This is a genomic window from Bacillus sp. V3B (assembly GCF_024494465.1).
GTDB lineage: Bacteria > Bacillota > Bacilli > Bacillales > Cytobacillaceae > Bacillus_BD.
In genome coordinates this window covers 1-16,702 of sequence record NZ_JAETXM010000008.1, presented here as the reverse complement: position 1 = coordinate 16,702, position 16,702 = coordinate 1, and the positions used below count along the sequence as shown (strand labels likewise).

Below are 16,702 nucleotides of genomic sequence, written 5' to 3'. Positions count from 1 at the left end.
AGGGAATCGTTTAGAAGTTTCTTTCGATCATTTTAAAGGAATTCTGGCTCTTATTATTGAAAGAGATAGTACTGGCTCAACATTTTCAACTAACTAGTAGGATTGTGAAATGTCCATTTTTGTTTAGGTGTAACATCCAAATCTTAATTTTATATTTGAGGTGAGGGAAATGTTCAAGATAATGATCCAACTTGGTTTTGTTGTAATGCTTTTCCTATTTTCTACTATAGTTGCATGGTATGAAGGCAGCAATATATTGGGGGATTCTTGGGAATGGAAGTATACGGCTATTTTCTCTCAATTGATGAATGGAGAAGTCGTGCATCCAAGCGATATTTTACTCATTGATTATTTTGTCTATGCAGCCAAATTTTTCCCTACATTCCCTATCCTCATGTTTCTAAGCGGTACATACTTGGTCATCCTGATCGGGTACATTCTGTTCAAACGTAGCCAAAAGATGTTTGCCGGTTTCCTATCTTGTATGGGAATTTTGTTCTTAGGAATAAGTGGTTTAGTAGCTAATTCTCCAATCGATGGTTTACAAACTTTTTTCAATCTTTTTTTCTTAATTGGTATTTTAATGACCGTTGCAGCGTTGTTGAGGATTTTTAGTACGAAGACGAAAGAGCTATATTAACTTTTGTTTCTTTTGGCGCTCAAAGATAATAAAAATCAAAGGGATGGTTCTTTGCTTCTTATTTGTTAAAGGAAGCAAAGAACCGTCCCTATGCTTTACCTATATTAAAAGTGAAATGACTAATTAACAAATGTACTAAGTAAGCGGAGCTACTAAACTGTCATTTCCTTTGGGGAGAATGTTATCGTTTGTTTGAATATATCTAATGAGTGCCTGTCACTTTTGAACTACTCACCACTTAATTTCTGACGAAATTTGAAGTGGGGGATTCCTGCGAACTCCGTTCTATCGAACAGATATTGAGCAGGCTAACCCCGTCGCACCGACGGTTAGCAGTACAAACGACTAATTCAGTCTCCTGCCGGTCATGCAAACTTGTACGTTGACTCTCCATACGTCCTACTTTAGCTAAGGATTAGCAACTTCAGTACGTGTGGGACGAAAGAACGTTGAAGATTTTACCTAACAGACGTTTTTCCTGCTAGAACCTCCTATCTTCAGTTTTCAAAGAACAACTTGTACAGGTATATTATACCATGCAAACACATGTTTTGCTACGCAAAAAGACGATTCATCTCCCGCTTATTTTTGGGCGTTGCCCTTCACAAAATTGAAGTGGGAGTCTTCTCGCCTAAAATGATAAATGTTACTAAGTTACAAAAATATAACAATTTTTCACACTGCCTCTCCTATCAAAGTGAATATGTTAAAATGACGGACAAGTTATCGAAAGGAGAGGATACATTATGTTGAAACGAATTTCATCATTTTTTATTTTATTAGGCGTTACTGCGCTTATATTAGGAGCATGTAGTAGCGGAAACTCAGGAGAGGGCAAAACTACTAAAAAGTCAGAAATAGTGGCAACCGTAAATGATAACGAAATATTAAAAGAGGATTATGATAATCAATTAGAGCTCACAAAAGCGTCCTATGAGGAACAGGGTTTAGATCTAGCTAACCTAGACAGTAAAGAATTAGAACAGTCAGTATTAGATCAACTAATCAATACTGAGTTGCTTCTCCAAACTGCCCAAGATAAAGGAATATCTATTAAACAAAGTGAAATTGATTCTGAATTAAATAATATTAAATCCCAGTTCGAAGATGAAGAGCAGTATAAAGAGGCATTAGAAGAGAGTATGTTAACAGAAGAAACACTAGAAGAGCAATTTAGAGATCAACTCTTGATTACTGAATATATTGATAGTAATATTGATGATTCTTCTGTTTCTGAGGACGAGGTAAAAGCAATTTATGAACAGTATAAAGAGCAAGCCTTGAGTCAACAACAAGAGATTCCAGACTTCGAAACAATAAAACCTCAAATGGAAGAACAAGCAATTGCACAAAAAAAAGAGCAAAAAGTAAGTGAACTAATCGAAGATTTAAGAAAAACAAATGAGAAAAACATTGAGATCTTATTCTAGAGGCAACTTATTAGCTCTTCCCTAATAGGTGACAGGCACCATCCAGATAATGGATGGTGCCTGATCTTATTTTTGTTCTTCTTTTTTATGGTTCATGAGGGAGAGGTTGAGAGGTTGGTCGTTACCATGCATGAGTTTATAGACATGGGAGGCTGTTAGTTTATACCCTTCTTCTAGTTTAATCGCTAAATAGTTGGTACGTTCAAAGATAATGGATCGAATATGGTTGAGTTGACGGGAAATTTTTTCGGTTAACGCTTCTTGTGTGTCTAATCGTTTTAATACATCTACTTGATGTTCCTCCTGAATGGACAATTTTTCGGTTATTTCCTTTTGGTGATCCATCTGCTCATTCAATTGGGCGGAAAGCACCTGATTTGACACCTCACTCTCCTTCAAACGATCGGCAATTTCTCGATCGGATTCACTTAGACGATTGATCTCCTCTAAAATAGATTTTGCTACAAAATTTTTACTTTCTACTACTTCTTGGAGATACGAACTCTTTTCGTCCAGAGTTTCTAACCTTTGACCCAACTGGCTTTCAAACTCCTCATGGTGAAGGTTACTCATTTTTAAATCATTTATTTGATATTTAATCTGATTCCACTGATCTTTTTGTGCTACTTCTTGTTGCCTATAGCGCGATTTTAGCTCAGTTATAGATCTCATTAACTCCATATTGGCTTTCTTTTGCTCATTTAGAAGCTCCGTTAAATAATTGTATTTAGCAAACTCTTGATTGGAGGCATGAACATTTTCTTGGTTTTTAAAAATATTACGATGGTGATCATGATTAATAAATAACCCCATTTTATCCCTCCCCATTATTTTATATTTAGTATTTTATGTGTAAAAAACGAAAGAGGGAACACAAGCTAAATAGGTGCCAGGCGTCATCCATTATCTGGATGGTACCTGGCACCTATTTATTTTAATAAGTCATTTACCATGTCACAAAAGTGCAAGCACTAAGTACAACTGATAGATTCTATAGTGAACTTGATTATTTTGATCACGATCGCTAGAAAATGATCGTTTCGATGAAGAAAGAAATCATTCTGACTATGGACAGAGACTATGACTTTGATCGCGAGAATTCTGATTACGATAGGGAGAGGTGAGAATTAGCTGTTTCATGCAGTATGGATTTTTTACTAAATGATTATTCTATTTGATAAGAGTAATTTGTAATAAACTTACAGTGATCAAAAGTCATCAAAGGAGAGAAAATGTATATGGACGTTATTACGTGGGATAAAGATGATATTCAAGGAACAATCGATATCATGGATGAAATGTTAGTAGCCAATACCATCATTCAGTCATTAAAGAACAGTGATGAAGTAGAAAAAATCAAGACGAAAGATGCTATAAACATCTGTAAATTGAAATTGATGGGAGAGTACCACGGTATCCTTGTTAGAGAAATGGAAGAAGACATAGAAGATGCGGAAGTATATTTGATTACTTGGGATGGAGAAGCTTCCGATGGTGGTGAAATTGTAAGGATTGATGAAGGGGGTATTAGATCAAATCGCCAAGGAACCCTTATTTATAGATGGATAAGCAGTCATTAAAGACAAAAGCATTTCACTTCGGTGGGACAAGCTTTTGTCTTTTTGATTACCATATGATTCATTTTAAAACCGTTATCCTATCAATCGGTTAAAATCTACTATTTTTGTAAGATTACTAATAGTAAATAAACATCATCTTTGAATGATGATTGGTGATCTATTATATTTAAACAAAATAATGAATTAGAATAGGAGCAGGATATGACTTATTCCCTTGAAGCGATTACACAGCTGGACCATTCGAAAGAGTTTGCATATTTACATCAAAAATTTCATCAATATCAGTATTTTGAGCGAAGAGATAAGCGGGAAAAATAAAGCAAATAAATGTAATTGAGGTTACAGTCATGACATGTATTTTTTGCCAGATAAGTGAATATATCCTAAAAAACGATCTTGCCATCGCTTTTTAGGATATATTCAGCTAACCAAAGTAATAACTTGAGGCTGTTCAAAAATATCAGTTACCAGCCCCACGATATTTTTTCACTCCCGTATTCCATAGAAAAATAGCGATACCGAAAAAAAGGATCCCCATGGCAGGTGTTAAAAAGGCATACCCATACCATTCCTCTCTTTTTAAAAAATAAGAAGCAGGATACACACCGACAAAGGCGAATGGTAAAATCCACGTTAACACAAATCGAATCACTCGGTGATAAATATCAACTGGGTATCGGCCGTAGTTGCTGATATTATACATCATTGGCATAATATCGGTACGACTATCTGACCAAAACCCAATCGTTGCGATGCTAATAAAAAGCCCTGCATAAATAAAAGCCCCGCCAATCACCATAGCGATAAAGATCAACACATCATACCAAGCGAAGGTTAACCCCAGGTTCATCCCAGCATATCCCATCACCACTAATCCGGTAATGACACCAAATAAAGATTCTAGCTCCATGCGTTCCATAATAATTTGGAAAAGACTATGAATGGGGCGGGTTAAGACACGGTCCATTTCTCCTTTGACAATATAGCGCTCATTAAAGTCCCATATATTAAAAAAGGCCGAAAATAACGCATAAGGAACAAGGAAAAACCCGTAAATAAAAATGATTTCTTCCCGGTTCCAGCCGCCTAAAAAGGACGTATGACCAAATACGACTAAAATGAAGATTAAATTCACGGCTTGAGATAATAAATCAGAAAGGATTTCAATCACCGTATCCGTGCGATAGGTAAGCCTTGTTTTTAAATATTGAGAGGCGTATTGAAAGAACATTGAAACATAAAACACTCCCTTAGCCTCCTTGTACAATTAATTGTTTTTTTGCTTGAGACCATAACAGTCGAATCGGAATCAGTAAGAGTAAAGCCCAGACCGCTTGTAACAACACAGCTTGATAAATCTCCTTCCCGATAAAGCCTTCTGTAAAAATCATGCTGGGAATATAGCTTATCGCTTGAAACGGTAAATACATCATCACATCCTGAGCCCACACTGGATAAAAAGAGATGGGGAGTAGTAGACCTGAGAATAAATCGATGACGACACGTTTCGCTCGAATTAATCCTGCGTTATTAAATAAAAAGAACGTCATCATACCGGTTAGTAAGTTGATTTGCGTATTCACGATAAAACTAAATACGAGCGAGATAAAGAAAAACAGCCATGTCGCAGGGCTAGCAGAAAAGCTAATTGGAAAAATTAAGGCGACAATCATCATGCCTGGGACAGAGAAAAACAATAATCGAAAGATTCCTTCTCCTAAGGCCTGCATCGTTTTCATCCCTAAATAGTTATAAGGACGAATCATTTCTATGGCTACTTTCCCATCTTGGATTTCAGCCGCAATTTCTCGGTCAATATTGTTAAAATAAAAAGCTCTCGCCATCCACGCTACTGCGATATAGGTTGTCATTTGAAGGACGGATAACCCTTCAATTTCCTCTTTCCCTCCATAAATCGCAGACCATAAAAAATAGTAAGCCCCGATGTTAATGCTATAAATTAAAATTCCACTATAATAGTTGGTCCGATAGGCAAGCATCATTAAAAAACGCATCCGGATCATTTCTAGATACATACTCATGAGAGGGCCATTCCTTCTTCATAAATCTTACGGACAATCTCTTCAGTAGAAACCTCATTGATTCGAACATTTTGTATCGGATTCTTTTGCACGACCTCGCTAATTAATTGTGAGACAAGTTGTTCATCCCCATTGATATGAGCAAGCCATGTTGTTGCGTTTTTTTGTTCCCATTGAATTTTTTCTGTCGCAGGTAGGCTGGTTTTTACGATTTCTGTTAAAAACTCAAATTCTACTTGTTTTCCTTCAACCGCCTGTGATTGAAGCTGATTGAGCTTCCCATCATAAATAATTTTTCCTTCATCTAATAAAACCACTCGTTCACAAAGAGCTTCGATATCCGTTAAGTCATGTGTTGTTAACAGAATCGTCGTTTTATATTGCTCGTTAATTTCCTTTAGAAACTTACGAATTCTTAGTTTTACTAATACATCTAGTCCAATCGTTGGCTCGTCTAAAAAGAGGAGGGGAGGATTGTGGATAAGAGCGGCGGCTAATTCGCAGCGCATTCGTTGCCCAAGTGACAGCTTTCGGACGGGTTTATTTAATAAAGGACCAATTTCTAATGTTTCAATGACATGGCCCATATGTCTGTCATAATCTTCATCGGAAACACGGTATACCTTTTTCAATAATCGGAAGGACTCTTGAACCGCAATGTCCCACCATAGCTGTGACCGCTGTCCGAATACGACTCCGATGGTTCGCACGAATTCTTCTCGTTGTTTATGCGGGTTCATTCCATTGACGATAATGGAACCTGATGTAGGTGTAAGAATTCCTGTTAACATTTTAATCGTTGTTGATTTTCCCGCACCGTTCTCCCCAATGTAGCCGACCATTTCCCCTTGTTTGACGGTTAAGGAAATGTTATCAACGGCCGCATGGATTTTATAATTTCTTGTAAATAAGTCTCGAAAAGCTCCGGATAACCCAGACCGGCTTGAAAAAGACTTAAATTCTTTACGTAAATTCTGAACTTCAATTACATTCATTTCGATCCCCCTAAAGACTCACTATGAAAAATAGACATTTTCGAAGCAAGTGTTTCACAAAATTTAATTTTATCGTGAGCTTAGTATTCAAGCAAGTATAGTGCACTAGAAGAAACATCTAGGCAAACAGAAGTTATATGATGATTACGCTGCCCTCAAACCGGAAATTGGAAGAAGGTCGTCCTATCTGGAATTGCATTTAAAATGATGATTTCAAAAAAAATGGTGGTTGACCTTTATCATACTGGTAGCTCAGTGGAAAATTTAAGCAGCGAATATGGCGTATCTGAAGTGACGATTTATAAATTGATTAAAAGGATCATTACGCCATTCAAACTTTATGTGACGTATTAGAAATACCGAGAAGTACGTATTACCAGATTTCCCAAAAGGAAGAGTCTAATCGCGAACGTGAAAACAAAGAATTAACGAAAAGAATCATTGAGATTCATACGGAAAGTAATCAAATTTATGGAGCACCTAAGATCCATAAAACTCTTCAAAAAGAAGGCTATTTCGTAAGCCTCAAGCGAGTTCAACGTCTTATGAATAAAACGGATGTCCGTTCGATCACAATAAAAAAATTCCGTCCTCAGCCTAGTAAATAAAAAGTGGTAGAGAGCGAAAATCTTCTAGATCAGGATTTCAGCACGACAACCATTAATGAGAAATGGGCGGCAGATATCAATGGTGGGTGCTATTTAGCTTCTGTTTTGGATTTGCATTCTAAAAACATCGAAAGTTGGATATTTCTCTGTCATGTTAACGATCCTTTTGTCTCCATTTTTTTATATCCTTCTCATTCTATTTCATATCACTCATTTTCACGTCAAAGATACTCAACAACGTGAATATAATTACAATTGATAATAACCAAGCTATCAACGGTCTTTTGTGGTGAATGGGTAAAATCAGAAAGATAATACCTGTAAATAAAACAGACCACCAGATATTCCAACCATTATGGTATGTAATAAACCCTAACTTACTGTTAACATACTCAGCTACCAAGAATATACCTGACCACAACAAAAACCATAAAAAACGGTTTTTCCAACCACTAGGAAACCTTCCTAAATAGATCAATACTGTTGCAGTGTAAGAAATAGTCATAGCTAAAATGGTAATCGTTGTATGGTTAGGTAGGATTAAATCATGGAACATCCACGTTGATTTATTATAAAGTAAAAAATTATATAAAAAATCTCCCAAAATAAAGAAAAGAATGGTAGGATAATACTTTTTCCAATTCCTCCAATCACCCCATATAATTCCTGCTATCAGATAGAAAGCATTAATGAAAATATACATAATTTCATTCCTTTAGAAAGTTTTATTTTATATTTCCCAAAGAGTAGAAATATTATAATGAGTAGACTTTCTTCTCAGGAACCGCGAGAGGTGAGTTTTAAAACCTGTTTATTCATTTGAATGTTTCATTAGGCCCAGTTAAATATGTGGATAAAAGGGAAACGAGTGTTTTGTTTCAACAAGGAGAAAAGTATTGTTTTTTAAAAACGAAGTAGGATAATTCAAAAAAAGGCAGGAAACAGACGTTTTTCAAAGAACTTAAAGTTAAGTATTAATATAAAGGAGTGTGCTAATATGGAAAAAATACATTTTTTAGTAAGTGAGTTTTTCTTTAGTATAACCTTATGTGTTGTGGCGCTGTTTTACGCTTTAAGATCCGATGTTTTTTCAATAGCAGTCGTTTTTCTAGGGTTAATTGCTGGGTCACTAATTGACATGAATTTACGTTCTATTTATAAAAATAAATCAGTAAAAATTGGTGGGTATCTTGAACAAAGGAAAAGAATAGGAGAAAGAGAAACAAGTTTGTAATGTTCTTCAACTTATGCAAGCTTAGTTTTATAACAAGCTACTTCATAACGTACATTTTAGATATATCTAATGCTCTTAAATGATTATAACGGAAAAGGACTGTTGTCTTGTTGTGTTAAAAAGATCGCAACCTTCGAAAAAAGACAAAGAATGATGCAACCCCTTCATAAGAATGAAGTTTTTGTTTGAACACAGAACAATATAAATGAAGTGATAGAATGTAAGATTTTTGATACTTAGTTGTGTCTATCACACAATTTGATAATCTGGTTTTACCGAGGGTGTTTCGCAAAAAGGAGCAGGAGGGTCATCTCTTGCTCCTTTTTAAGTGATCAACTAAGGCTTTTAACTCTCTAATGGATGGAACATTAGCCTTAACCATATAATGATTGGGTCCTGTGACAGAATACCTCGATTGAATACGAACAGTCACAGGCAAGGCACTGTTCGTAAAGGAATGGTTAGGACGTGAAAGGATTCTTTAAGCGTGTAGTGAATAATGTTAATGGTGAGTGCTATAATTAGGAATATTAAATATTAAAAATGGCAGAAGAGCAAAGAATAATAATATTATATGCAGCAAAGGATTCCATCCATAATCATGCACAAGTGGTAAGGAAAGAATTACTTTCACAAGTACATAAAAAAACGAGAATGATTAGTAGTTAGTGAAAGTATTAAGATCGTAGGGGTTCTCTAAGTAGTTCGGTTAAGCGGTAGAAAAATAGAAATAATAAGTCCATTTTAAGGAGAATTCGCATAGAAATTCGTCTTTTCAGTAAAGCATGATAAATGGTCTGTTAATTCATAAGCTAAACTTGTTAAATCGACATAAGAAATGGTTGGCCGACGGTTTCTATACTATGTCGAAAAATTAAGCTAGACTTATATAGAGAGCCGATTTATAGAAAGGAGTGGATTGAAATGTTTAAAATAACTTTGAATAATGAAAGTTTTCTTTGTCCTGAAACGATGACAATAGTTGAGGCAGCTAAGATACAAACGGCAAAAGTTCCTTATGGTTGTATTGGTGGTGGTTGCGGAATTTGTAAAATGAAAGTAGTAGAAGGGCAATATAAATTGGATAATGATGCAAAAAATGCGTTGTCAGATGAAGAAAGAAAGAATGGGTTTGTATTCCTCTGTAAAACCTACCCTTTGAGTGACCTGCAACTCGAGTGGATTAGGAAGTAGCTTATCTATAAAGAAAATTAGATATCTATTGGAGGAGTATAGGGATACTTACCAATTTATTTTGCTTTTTTAATTATTAAATACAAAAAGAGACAACCAAAACTTATTGAATAACTACCAAGTCTATTCAACTATATAGGGCGCTTTTCTTTAGTAAAGAAAGTGTTCTTTTTCTTATATTTCCAGGGTTCTCATGGTTCGGTAATCTATTATTGTCTGTGGTGATTAAATTAATCTTTAAATACCATTGTTTATCATATAGGTTCCGAAAAAATTGTTATTGAAGTGAGAAACCCAACAGGCTTAAGAGGTATGAGCCGATGAAGTTAGAATTAGTGAATCGTTTACTCGAAGTGGAAATAACGATTTCATATAAAGGGAAAACAAGAATAATAGATAAGCTTGTGAGTGTAGTGTAAGACTTCAAAAAAGAACTGAAATACATGTCACAATATTATTTTTCTGGGTTTTCCTTAAATCCTTAAAAATGGACGGTTTTTTAACGTGAAATCGCTTTTTTAAAAAGCTCCCTAAATTTCTCCCTATCTTCTGATGTAAATGGTTTTGGCCCCTTTGTACGCTTTCCGCTTTTTCGAGCCATTGCACTCAAATAACGTGTTTGTAATAATTGGTCAATGTTTTCATTTGTATAGATAAATCCCTTATGGTGAAGAACCGTACACCCTTTTGCTAAACCTAGCGAAGCAAGACCATAATCTTGCGTAACGATTATATCCCCTATTTCTACTAACTTCATAATCCGATAATCCGCAGCATCTGCTCCAGAATCCACATAAATGGTTTCTACTCCTGATGGTTTTTCCGAACTAGAAAAATGAGAAAAGCTAGTAACAAGGATAACCGGTATTTCTGCATTCGTACCTTCAGAGATAATAATATCTTTTACCGGACAAGCATCTGCATCAATATAAATTTTCATCTTCATCTCTCCCATAAATAAGTTTGAATGATAGATGGCTATTTTTGCAATTGAATTTAAAATTCGGCTAATTTTTATTAAATCTTTATAGCTAAAATCTTCCTCCAAAGGAATTCACCTTTCTTTTTCCCTTTTCTAATTTACATAGAAAAATGAAAAAAAGCAATATTATTACTAATAATGTAAAAAGTACGATTATAAAATTCCATGATTTACTATAATGGATTCATGCTCTTGCAAATAGGGTTTATGTAAAATGAGTTTTTATAAAAGAGCTTAAACAGAGAATCTTTATTTTAATAAACTTCCTTTCCTTTTCATTATGTAGAAGATATTGCGATTGTGCCCAATGTAGACTTAGCCAAACAACAGGCAGATGTTCAAGTTTCTGTTAAAACAGTAGGAGATTTCGATGAAGTACGAATGACTGTTTTAGATGAACAAGACAAAGCGGTCGCGAATGCTACTGGAACGAATGTAAATGTTACGTTAGAAAACGTTCATTTATGGCAGCCAATGAATGCTTATCTATATACTGCAAGAATTGAAGGGACTAAAGATGGAAAAGTAGAAGATGTGTATGAAGAACCGTTTGGGGTTCGTACGGTAGAAGTGAAGGATGGGAAATTCTTAATCAACGGAGAGCCTTTCTACTTTAAAGGTTTTGGTAAACATGAAGATACATATGTCAATGGTCGTGGCCTTAACGAAGCTTATAATGTACTTGATATCAATTTAATGAAAGACATGGGTGCCAACTCATTCCGTACATCTCACTATCCGTATTCTGAAGAAATGATGCGGTTATGTGACCGTGAAGGAATTGTCGTCATTGATGAAACACCTGCTGTCGGATTGTTCGCAGCCTTCTCCTTTGATGTGTCCGCACTAGAAAAGGGTGAAGACATAGAGGACGATACTTGGACAAAAATGAATGCGACTGAAGCCCATCAACAGGTGATTCGTGAATTAATTGCTCGTGATAAAAACCATGCCTGTGTGGTAATATGGTCTATTGCCAACGAGCCTGCCACTTACTAAACCGGATCTCATGAGTACTTTGAACCGTTGTTTAATCTGGTCCGTGAATTGGATCCGCAGAACCGTCCATGCACCTTTGTCAATATCATGTTCGCAAATCTAAAGGCTGACAAATGTACAGACTTGGTTGATGTCATTACATTGAACCGCTACTATGGCTGGTATGTACAAACAGGTGATTTGAAGACGGCGGAGGAAAAGACACCTAAAGAGCTGCTAGAATGGCAAGAAAAATACCCAGATAAACCAATTATGTATACCGAATATGGTGCGGATACGGTAGCCGGGTTCCATAGTCCATATGGTGAACCATTTAGTGAAGAATATCAAGAAGATTACTATCATATGAATAGTAAGGTATTTGATGAAATTCCTAACTTTGTTGGTGAACAATTATGGAATTTCGCAGATTTTCAAACTTTGGGTACAAGAAATAATTTTTGATTTCATGTTTCAAAAAGTCATGGATATGTTACTCCACATATCCGTGACTGTTTTTGAAGCATGATTTTTTTGTTTTTTTATCTATGTTAAAGTGGAGAATAGGTAGGAATGGGTACTAAATAATATGATGTATGATACGGTTTTAAAGAATGTTAAACGTTATTTTGAACCTTATTTCAGTCTGTTGGTGTTTAAATGATTGTTTTCTTTAATTCTAGTGTAGGTACATACATAAAAGAATAACTAAAAGATAAGAGGAGAACTCAATGTATATTAGGCTTCCAAAGGAAAATAAGGACCAAATCAAAGATAACTTAAAAGAATTTTTTTATAATGAACGTTCTGAAGAAATAGGGGATTTAGCAGCAGAAAACGTACTTGATTTTATTTTAAAAGAAGTTGGACCTTACCTTTATAACCAAGGGGTTAAAGATGCGAAAGATATGTTTGAACAAAAAATGATAAGTTTAGAAGAGGATATTCAATCTCTCGAAAGACCTATTCTACATAATAGGGGTTGATTTTCTTGTTAGCTCTGAAGCACTTATATCTTCGACCGTTGAATGCAATGAGTGTGCTCTAGACACTGAATTTGATTTTGAAACCCAAGATCTTACCATTAGAATACCATTCATTGTTGAGGGTGTCCATTCAATTAATGATCATTTCTAAGCGAGTTGTGTTACAAAAAATATAACTCAACTACCCCTTCAAATTACACAACAGAAAACACTAAAAGAAAAGAAAGAAAAGAAGTAGAAGCTAGGTTAAGAACAGTGCTTGTGACTGTTCGTATGTAACAGAAGATTGAAAGGCATTATAAAAAACCGCCTATGTTTAGACGGTTCCATTGTAAACGACTGTTCTTTATTAGCTAAATGGTTTGAAAGGAATTTTGAGGATTGGATCCATACTGATTATCAGACTCTTGACTACTTTGGCACGCAAATACAAGTAAAACAATGGCACCAATAAATGGAATCAAGGAAATTAAGAGCCACAAGCCACTTCTCCCGGTATCGTGTAATCTACGAACGGTAATAGCTAAAGACGGTAGCAGAACAGCCAGATAATAGAGACTTGTCAAGACTAAAGGAAGATCTGCGATTGTTTCCACTATTGAAAGTATAATGGCAATAATGAAATTGATAAGAACGAACATCCAGTATTCCTTACGTCCTGCCCTACCTTGAAATCCTACGTAATTCTTTAATCCTTTTACATACCAATGCATGTAAGAACCCCCTTGAAAGAAAAATATGGTACTCTTAGTAGATATGTACGGTTCCCATATTTTATTCCCACATTTATGAACTGGAGGAGTTTACGTTAAACGAACAGGAAGCACGTGAAGCCTGAGTTTGAATGGGAGACCCCTAGTTATTATATATTATATGAAGTGAGATTAAAGGATTTACGTGACCAACTTTCAAACATAATGGGTGAACGTAGGGCAGGAAAAGAACAAGGAAGAAAATACGAATAGTCCCTGTTACTGTTCGTAAATAGTAAATAGGGACAGTGGATCTGTCACCTGTCCCATTTCATTCGTGATTAATGTTACTTTTCAGCTTTTCTATCAGTTATATTTGCGTTTTTAATCAACTAGCTAATAAACAAAAAGGAAAAAAGAATTTGCTCAATAAGCCAAATCCTGCAAATGTTTATTCTATTACAAAGGGGTTTCCACTAATGTTTTTTCGTATTTCATCAGTCATTTCGAACGGTTCATGGGCGGTTGCAACCGAGTTCGTCTTATTTTGATCATTCATTTGTACACTGCCATCATAATGAATAGCTTTATCTTCCATTTTTTCACCTCCATACTAATCATATTTGACTATTTAGAACCGTATCCTGCTAAAAATTTCAGACTTTATAGTATTTTTCTTTTTAAAAGTAAGGAAAGTCTAAAATGATCCTATTAGATACCATTTAGAAAGTATGAGCTAAGTCCTTTGCGCGCGCCATTCCATTTTCTTTGATTTCTTGTGCTTTATCAGGCATCGCATTATGTCCTTCGATAAATAAACCTTCAAAAGAAGGAATGCCAAAGAAATTCATGATCACACTTAAGAAGCGATGACCCATTTCTACATCTGCAGCTGGACCTTCAGAATAAACACCTCCGCGAGCTTGAATATGAAGTGCCTTTTTATCTGTTAATAGACCAACTGGACCTTGTTCCGTATAGTTAAATGTTTTACCCGCAACAGCAATGGAGTCAATATACGCTTTCATTACTGGAGGGAATGAGAAATTCCATAAAGGTGTTACAAATACATATTTATCTCCTGATATAAACTGGTCACTCAGTTCATTCAGACGTCCTACTTTTGACTTTTCTTCTGCCGAAAGATCTTCAAATCCTTTACCAGATTGAAGTTTTCCCCATCCACTGAAAACATCCGTATCGATATGTGGGATACTCTCTTTATACAAATCAATATGAACGATTTCATCATTTGAATTTACTTCTTTGTATGTCTCAATGAATGCTTTTCCTGCTGCCATACTGAATGATTGTGTTTCATCATTTGGATGAGCTGTAATATACAATAATTTTGCCATAATTTTATCACCTTTATCTCATATGGATTTTTCTACCTTTTTTAATATGTAACAACTATCCAAAATCTATTCATAAGTAAAATGAAAGGCGCAAAAAGAAGTCCTACTTGAATGAAGATGCGTCGTTACTTCATAGAGTATACTGAATGAAAATAATCAACCAGGTACTCTGGTATGTCAACACTAAACTAGATAGCTTTTTTAAGGTGTTCAAGTTTGTAATCAATTGGACTTACATAACCAAGTGTTCCATGAATTCGTATGTAATTAAACCAGTGGACATAGTCATGTAATTCCCTTGTTAATTCTTCTAAACGATTAAAATGCTGACCTTTCACAAACTCTGTTTTGATGATTTTAAAGCAAAAGCGAAAGAGCGTTATAAAATCGAGGCCAAAAATAGTGAACTTAAACACAGACACGGGTATGATGTGGCATCTTCCTCGGGTCTTATTGGTATGCAGATGCAAGGTGTTATGGCAATATTCTCTGTTAATCTCAAGCGAATCATTACCCTGATGAAAGAATCAAAGTAAAAAGTATAAAAAGAAAGGCGATATTTCGTCAAAATTGAACGAAATGTCGCCTTTTTAATTTGAGGGACACTTATGACTTTTAAAAATGTAAGTTTTTCAGTGGCCTCGTAGCTTACCGAAGTCATCTCATCGCTGCGTAGAGCAGCATCCCTTTTTATTAAACTGTCTACTTTATAGGGCGCAGTTCAGAACTTAGTTATCTCCTTTTTGATTTATATAATAACAATAAAAATGATGTCATTTAATATATTGAAGATAGATAAATTTTAAAAAAATAGTGGAAATTAAAAACACTCTGTTATACAATTGTATTATATTCTAATATAATGATGTATAACAGAGGGGAGGTCAATTAAACTAAAAAACTACAGAAAGAGGTAATGGGAGATGAACAAAAAAGATACAATCGCTCGTGAAATACTAGGCTGGAAAACTCGTAGTCAGGATAGTTGGTATGATGTTGAAAAAGATGTCTTTGTTCATGAATCTTACTTTAAACCTGAGAAATACATGAAACATGCTATGTTAATTGTAAAAAGATTAGATATGTTCGGGATTACATATAGTACAAATGGGGTTTCTGAGGTTCATTTTGATGATGTAACCGGAACAGGTGCTACTTTACCAGAAGCAATCACAAATGCAGCTTACTCCCTGATCGAAAATTATTACTCAATACCTGAAAACAGATATTAGTAAGTTGTCTAACATTCATTAAATCGATTAAGATGCGAAAAGGGATAAAGGAAGATCTCGCAGGAAACGTACTATTTATTTATCAGTTTGCTGAAGAGGTAATTCCAGGTGGGGCTAAAGCAATGATTGAGGATGGATGTTTAGATGGGGTGGACGTCGTTTATGGTGCACATGTGCTTATCTAATATTCCGGTTGGACAGATTGGCTACAGAGAAGAGTATATGATGGCTGCCGGTGATAAGTTTGAAATCCGGATTAAGGGGAGAGGCGGCCGCGGTTCTATGCTACATCTTGCCATTGACCCAGTCCTTATTGGAAGTCAGATTGTAATGCATTTCCAGAAAATTGAAGACAGTCGTATAAATACTACAGATCCGACTGTGGTGACTGTCTGTTCGTTTCAGGGAGGAGATACCTATAATATCATTCCTGATCAAGCGATATTGTCCGGCACGGTTCGAACCTTTTCTAAGGAAGCACGGGAGTCGGTGGAAAAGAATATCAGATACATGGCTGAATCGGTATGTCATATGGCAGGGGCAGAATGTGGCTACCCTTCCGTTTGGAATCATCCACAGGAAGCTCAGCGTGTAAGACGCATGGCGGCCGAGGTGGTTGCGGGAAAAGAAAATGTTTTGGAAATTCCTTTACAAATGCAATGGAGGATTTTGCTTACTATGTCATCGAACGACCGGGAGCCTTCTTTCTAGTAGGAGGTATGAATCCAGCGATTCAGGCTACCTATCCTCC

The 16,702-nt window shown here is 35.6% G+C and carries 18 protein-coding genes and 4 pseudogenes; 12 read left to right on the top strand and 10 right to left on the bottom strand.

Going from position 1 to position 16,702, the window contains the following annotated elements; all coding sequences use genetic code 11:
- Positions 1-169 precede the first annotated feature (169 nt).
- Both JMM81_RS11020 and JMM81_RS11015 read left to right on the top strand, forming a co-directional pair.
- Positions 170-640: a YjdJ family protein gene (locus JMM81_RS11020; protein WP_256241628.1), complete on the top strand. Its 471-nt coding sequence runs from the start codon at positions 170-172 to the stop codon at positions 638-640.
- A 746-nt stretch (positions 641-1,386) separates the two neighbouring features.
- Positions 1,387-2,070 carry a SurA N-terminal domain-containing protein gene (locus JMM81_RS11015; protein ID WP_256241627.1) on the top strand — a complete coding sequence of 228 codons (684 nt, stop codon included), beginning with the start codon at positions 1,387-1,389 and terminating at the stop codon, positions 2,068-2,070.
- A gap of 66 nt (positions 2,071-2,136) precedes the next feature.
- Here the strand turns inward: JMM81_RS11015 and JMM81_RS11010 are convergent, their stop codons facing one another.
- Positions 2,137-2,883: a coiled-coil domain-containing protein gene (locus tag JMM81_RS11010; RefSeq protein ID WP_256241626.1), complete on the bottom strand. Its 747-nt coding sequence runs from the start codon at positions 2,881-2,883 to the stop codon at positions 2,137-2,139.
- Between the two features lie 425 nt (positions 2,884-3,308).
- Between JMM81_RS11010 and JMM81_RS11005 the strand changes: the two genes are divergently transcribed.
- Positions 3,309-3,650 carry a hypothetical protein gene (locus JMM81_RS11005; protein ID WP_256241625.1) on the top strand — a complete coding sequence of 114 codons (342 nt, stop codon included), beginning with the start codon at positions 3,309-3,311 and terminating at the stop codon, positions 3,648-3,650.
- Positions 3,651-4,110: 460 nt separating this feature from the next.
- Here the strand turns inward: JMM81_RS11005 and JMM81_RS11000 are convergent, their stop codons facing one another.
- The 3 genes from JMM81_RS11000 to JMM81_RS10990 are packed head-to-tail and all read right to left on the bottom strand — an operon-like array spanning position 4,111 to position 6,687.
- A complete protein-coding gene (locus tag JMM81_RS11000) occupies positions 4,111-4,896 on the bottom strand; it encodes an ABC transporter permease (protein WP_256241624.1) in 786 nt (261 codons plus the stop codon).
- Positions 4,897-4,900: 4 nt separating this feature from the next.
- Positions 4,901-5,692, bottom strand: coding sequence for an ABC transporter permease (locus tag JMM81_RS10995; RefSeq protein ID WP_256241623.1), 792 nt, complete (start codon positions 5,690-5,692; stop codon positions 4,901-4,903).
- On the bottom strand, positions 5,689-6,687 hold the full coding sequence (locus JMM81_RS10990; RefSeq protein WP_256241622.1) for an ABC transporter ATP-binding protein: 999 nt from the start codon (positions 6,685-6,687) through the stop codon (positions 5,689-5,691). The genes JMM81_RS10995 and JMM81_RS10990 overlap by 4 nt, the downstream gene beginning before the upstream one ends.
- Before the next feature lie 204 nt (positions 6,688-6,891).
- Here JMM81_RS10990 and JMM81_RS10985 point away from each other — a divergent pair.
- Positions 6,892-7,439: pseudogene (locus JMM81_RS10985) on the top strand (IS3 family transposase); the annotation flags it as partial.
- Positions 7,440-7,491: 52 nt separating this feature from the next.
- Here the strand turns inward: JMM81_RS10985 and JMM81_RS10980 are convergent.
- Positions 7,492-7,998 carry a CBO0543 family protein gene (locus JMM81_RS10980; RefSeq protein ID WP_256241621.1) on the bottom strand — a complete coding sequence of 169 codons (507 nt, stop codon included), beginning with the start codon at positions 7,996-7,998 and terminating at the stop codon, positions 7,492-7,494.
- Positions 7,999-8,292: 294 nt separating this feature from the next.
- Here JMM81_RS10980 and JMM81_RS10975 point away from each other — a divergent pair, with 294 nt between their 5' ends.
- Together JMM81_RS10975 and JMM81_RS10970 are read left to right on the top strand one after the other, a co-directional pair.
- Positions 8,293-8,529 carry a hypothetical protein gene (locus tag JMM81_RS10975; RefSeq protein WP_256241620.1) on the top strand — a complete coding sequence of 79 codons (237 nt, stop codon included), beginning with the start codon at positions 8,293-8,295 and terminating at the stop codon, positions 8,527-8,529.
- Between the two features lie 924 nt (positions 8,530-9,453).
- Positions 9,454-9,723: a 2Fe-2S iron-sulfur cluster-binding protein gene (locus JMM81_RS10970; RefSeq protein ID WP_256241619.1), complete on the top strand. Its 270-nt coding sequence runs from the start codon at positions 9,454-9,456 to the stop codon at positions 9,721-9,723.
- Positions 9,724-10,222: 499 nt separating this feature from the next.
- Here the strand turns inward: JMM81_RS10970 and JMM81_RS10965 are convergent, their stop codons facing one another.
- Complete coding sequence (locus tag JMM81_RS10965; protein ID WP_256241618.1) at positions 10,223-10,663, bottom strand: YaiI/YqxD family protein; 441 nt, start codon at positions 10,661-10,663, stop codon at positions 10,223-10,225.
- 333 nt (positions 10,664-10,996) lie between these two features.
- Here JMM81_RS10965 and uidA point away from each other — a divergent pair.
- Together uidA and JMM81_RS10955 are read left to right on the top strand one after the other, a co-directional pair.
- Positions 10,997-12,148 (top strand): annotated as a pseudogene (gene uidA, locus JMM81_RS10960) (beta-glucuronidase).
- 266 nt (positions 12,149-12,414) lie between these two features.
- Entirely contained in the window at positions 12,415-12,669 is a 255-nt protein-coding gene (locus JMM81_RS10955; RefSeq protein ID WP_256241617.1) for a DUF2164 domain-containing protein, read from the top strand.
- A 353-nt stretch (positions 12,670-13,022) separates the two neighbouring features.
- On the opposite strand, the gene JMM81_RS10950 is transcribed toward JMM81_RS10955, so the two are convergent.
- The 4 genes and pseudogenes from JMM81_RS10950 to JMM81_RS10935 form a co-directional block, all read right to left on the bottom strand.
- Positions 13,023-13,382, bottom strand: a complete 360-nt coding sequence (locus JMM81_RS10950) for a DUF805 domain-containing protein (RefSeq protein ID WP_256241616.1) — start codon at positions 13,380-13,382, stop codon at positions 13,023-13,025.
- 430 nt (positions 13,383-13,812) lie between these two features.
- Complete coding sequence (locus tag JMM81_RS10945) at positions 13,813-13,959, bottom strand: hypothetical protein (RefSeq protein WP_256241615.1); 147 nt, start codon at positions 13,957-13,959, stop codon at positions 13,813-13,815.
- Positions 13,960-14,083: 124 nt separating this feature from the next.
- Positions 14,084-14,719 (bottom strand): FMN-dependent NADH-azoreductase, encoded by a 636-nt coding sequence (locus JMM81_RS10940; protein ID WP_256241614.1) that lies wholly within the window; start codon positions 14,717-14,719, stop codon positions 14,084-14,086.
- 188 nt (positions 14,720-14,907) lie between these two features.
- Positions 14,908-15,081, bottom strand: a pseudogene (locus JMM81_RS10935) (IS3 family transposase); the annotation flags it as partial.
- On the opposite strand from JMM81_RS10935, the pseudogene JMM81_RS10930 reads away from it, so the two are divergent.
- The 4 genes and pseudogenes from JMM81_RS10930 to JMM81_RS10915 all read left to right on the top strand — a co-directional run.
- Positions 15,076-15,255, top strand: a pseudogene (locus tag JMM81_RS10930) (IS5/IS1182 family transposase); the annotation flags it as partial. The pseudogenes JMM81_RS10935 and JMM81_RS10930 overlap by 6 nt on opposite strands.
- A gap of 387 nt (positions 15,256-15,642) precedes the next feature.
- On the top strand, positions 15,643-15,951 hold the full coding sequence (locus JMM81_RS10925) for a BC1872 family protein (RefSeq protein WP_256241613.1): 309 nt from the start codon (positions 15,643-15,645) through the stop codon (positions 15,949-15,951).
- A 32-nt stretch (positions 15,952-15,983) separates the two neighbouring features.
- On the top strand, positions 15,984-16,136 hold the full coding sequence (locus tag JMM81_RS10920) for a M20/M25/M40 family metallo-hydrolase (protein WP_256241612.1): 153 nt from the start codon (positions 15,984-15,986) through the stop codon (positions 16,134-16,136).
- Positions 16,114-16,662, top strand: coding sequence for a M20 metallopeptidase family protein (locus JMM81_RS10915; RefSeq protein WP_256241611.1), 549 nt, complete (start codon positions 16,114-16,116; stop codon positions 16,660-16,662). Before JMM81_RS10920 ends, JMM81_RS10915 begins: the two co-directional genes overlap by 23 nt.
- Positions 16,663-16,702 lie beyond the last annotated feature (40 nt).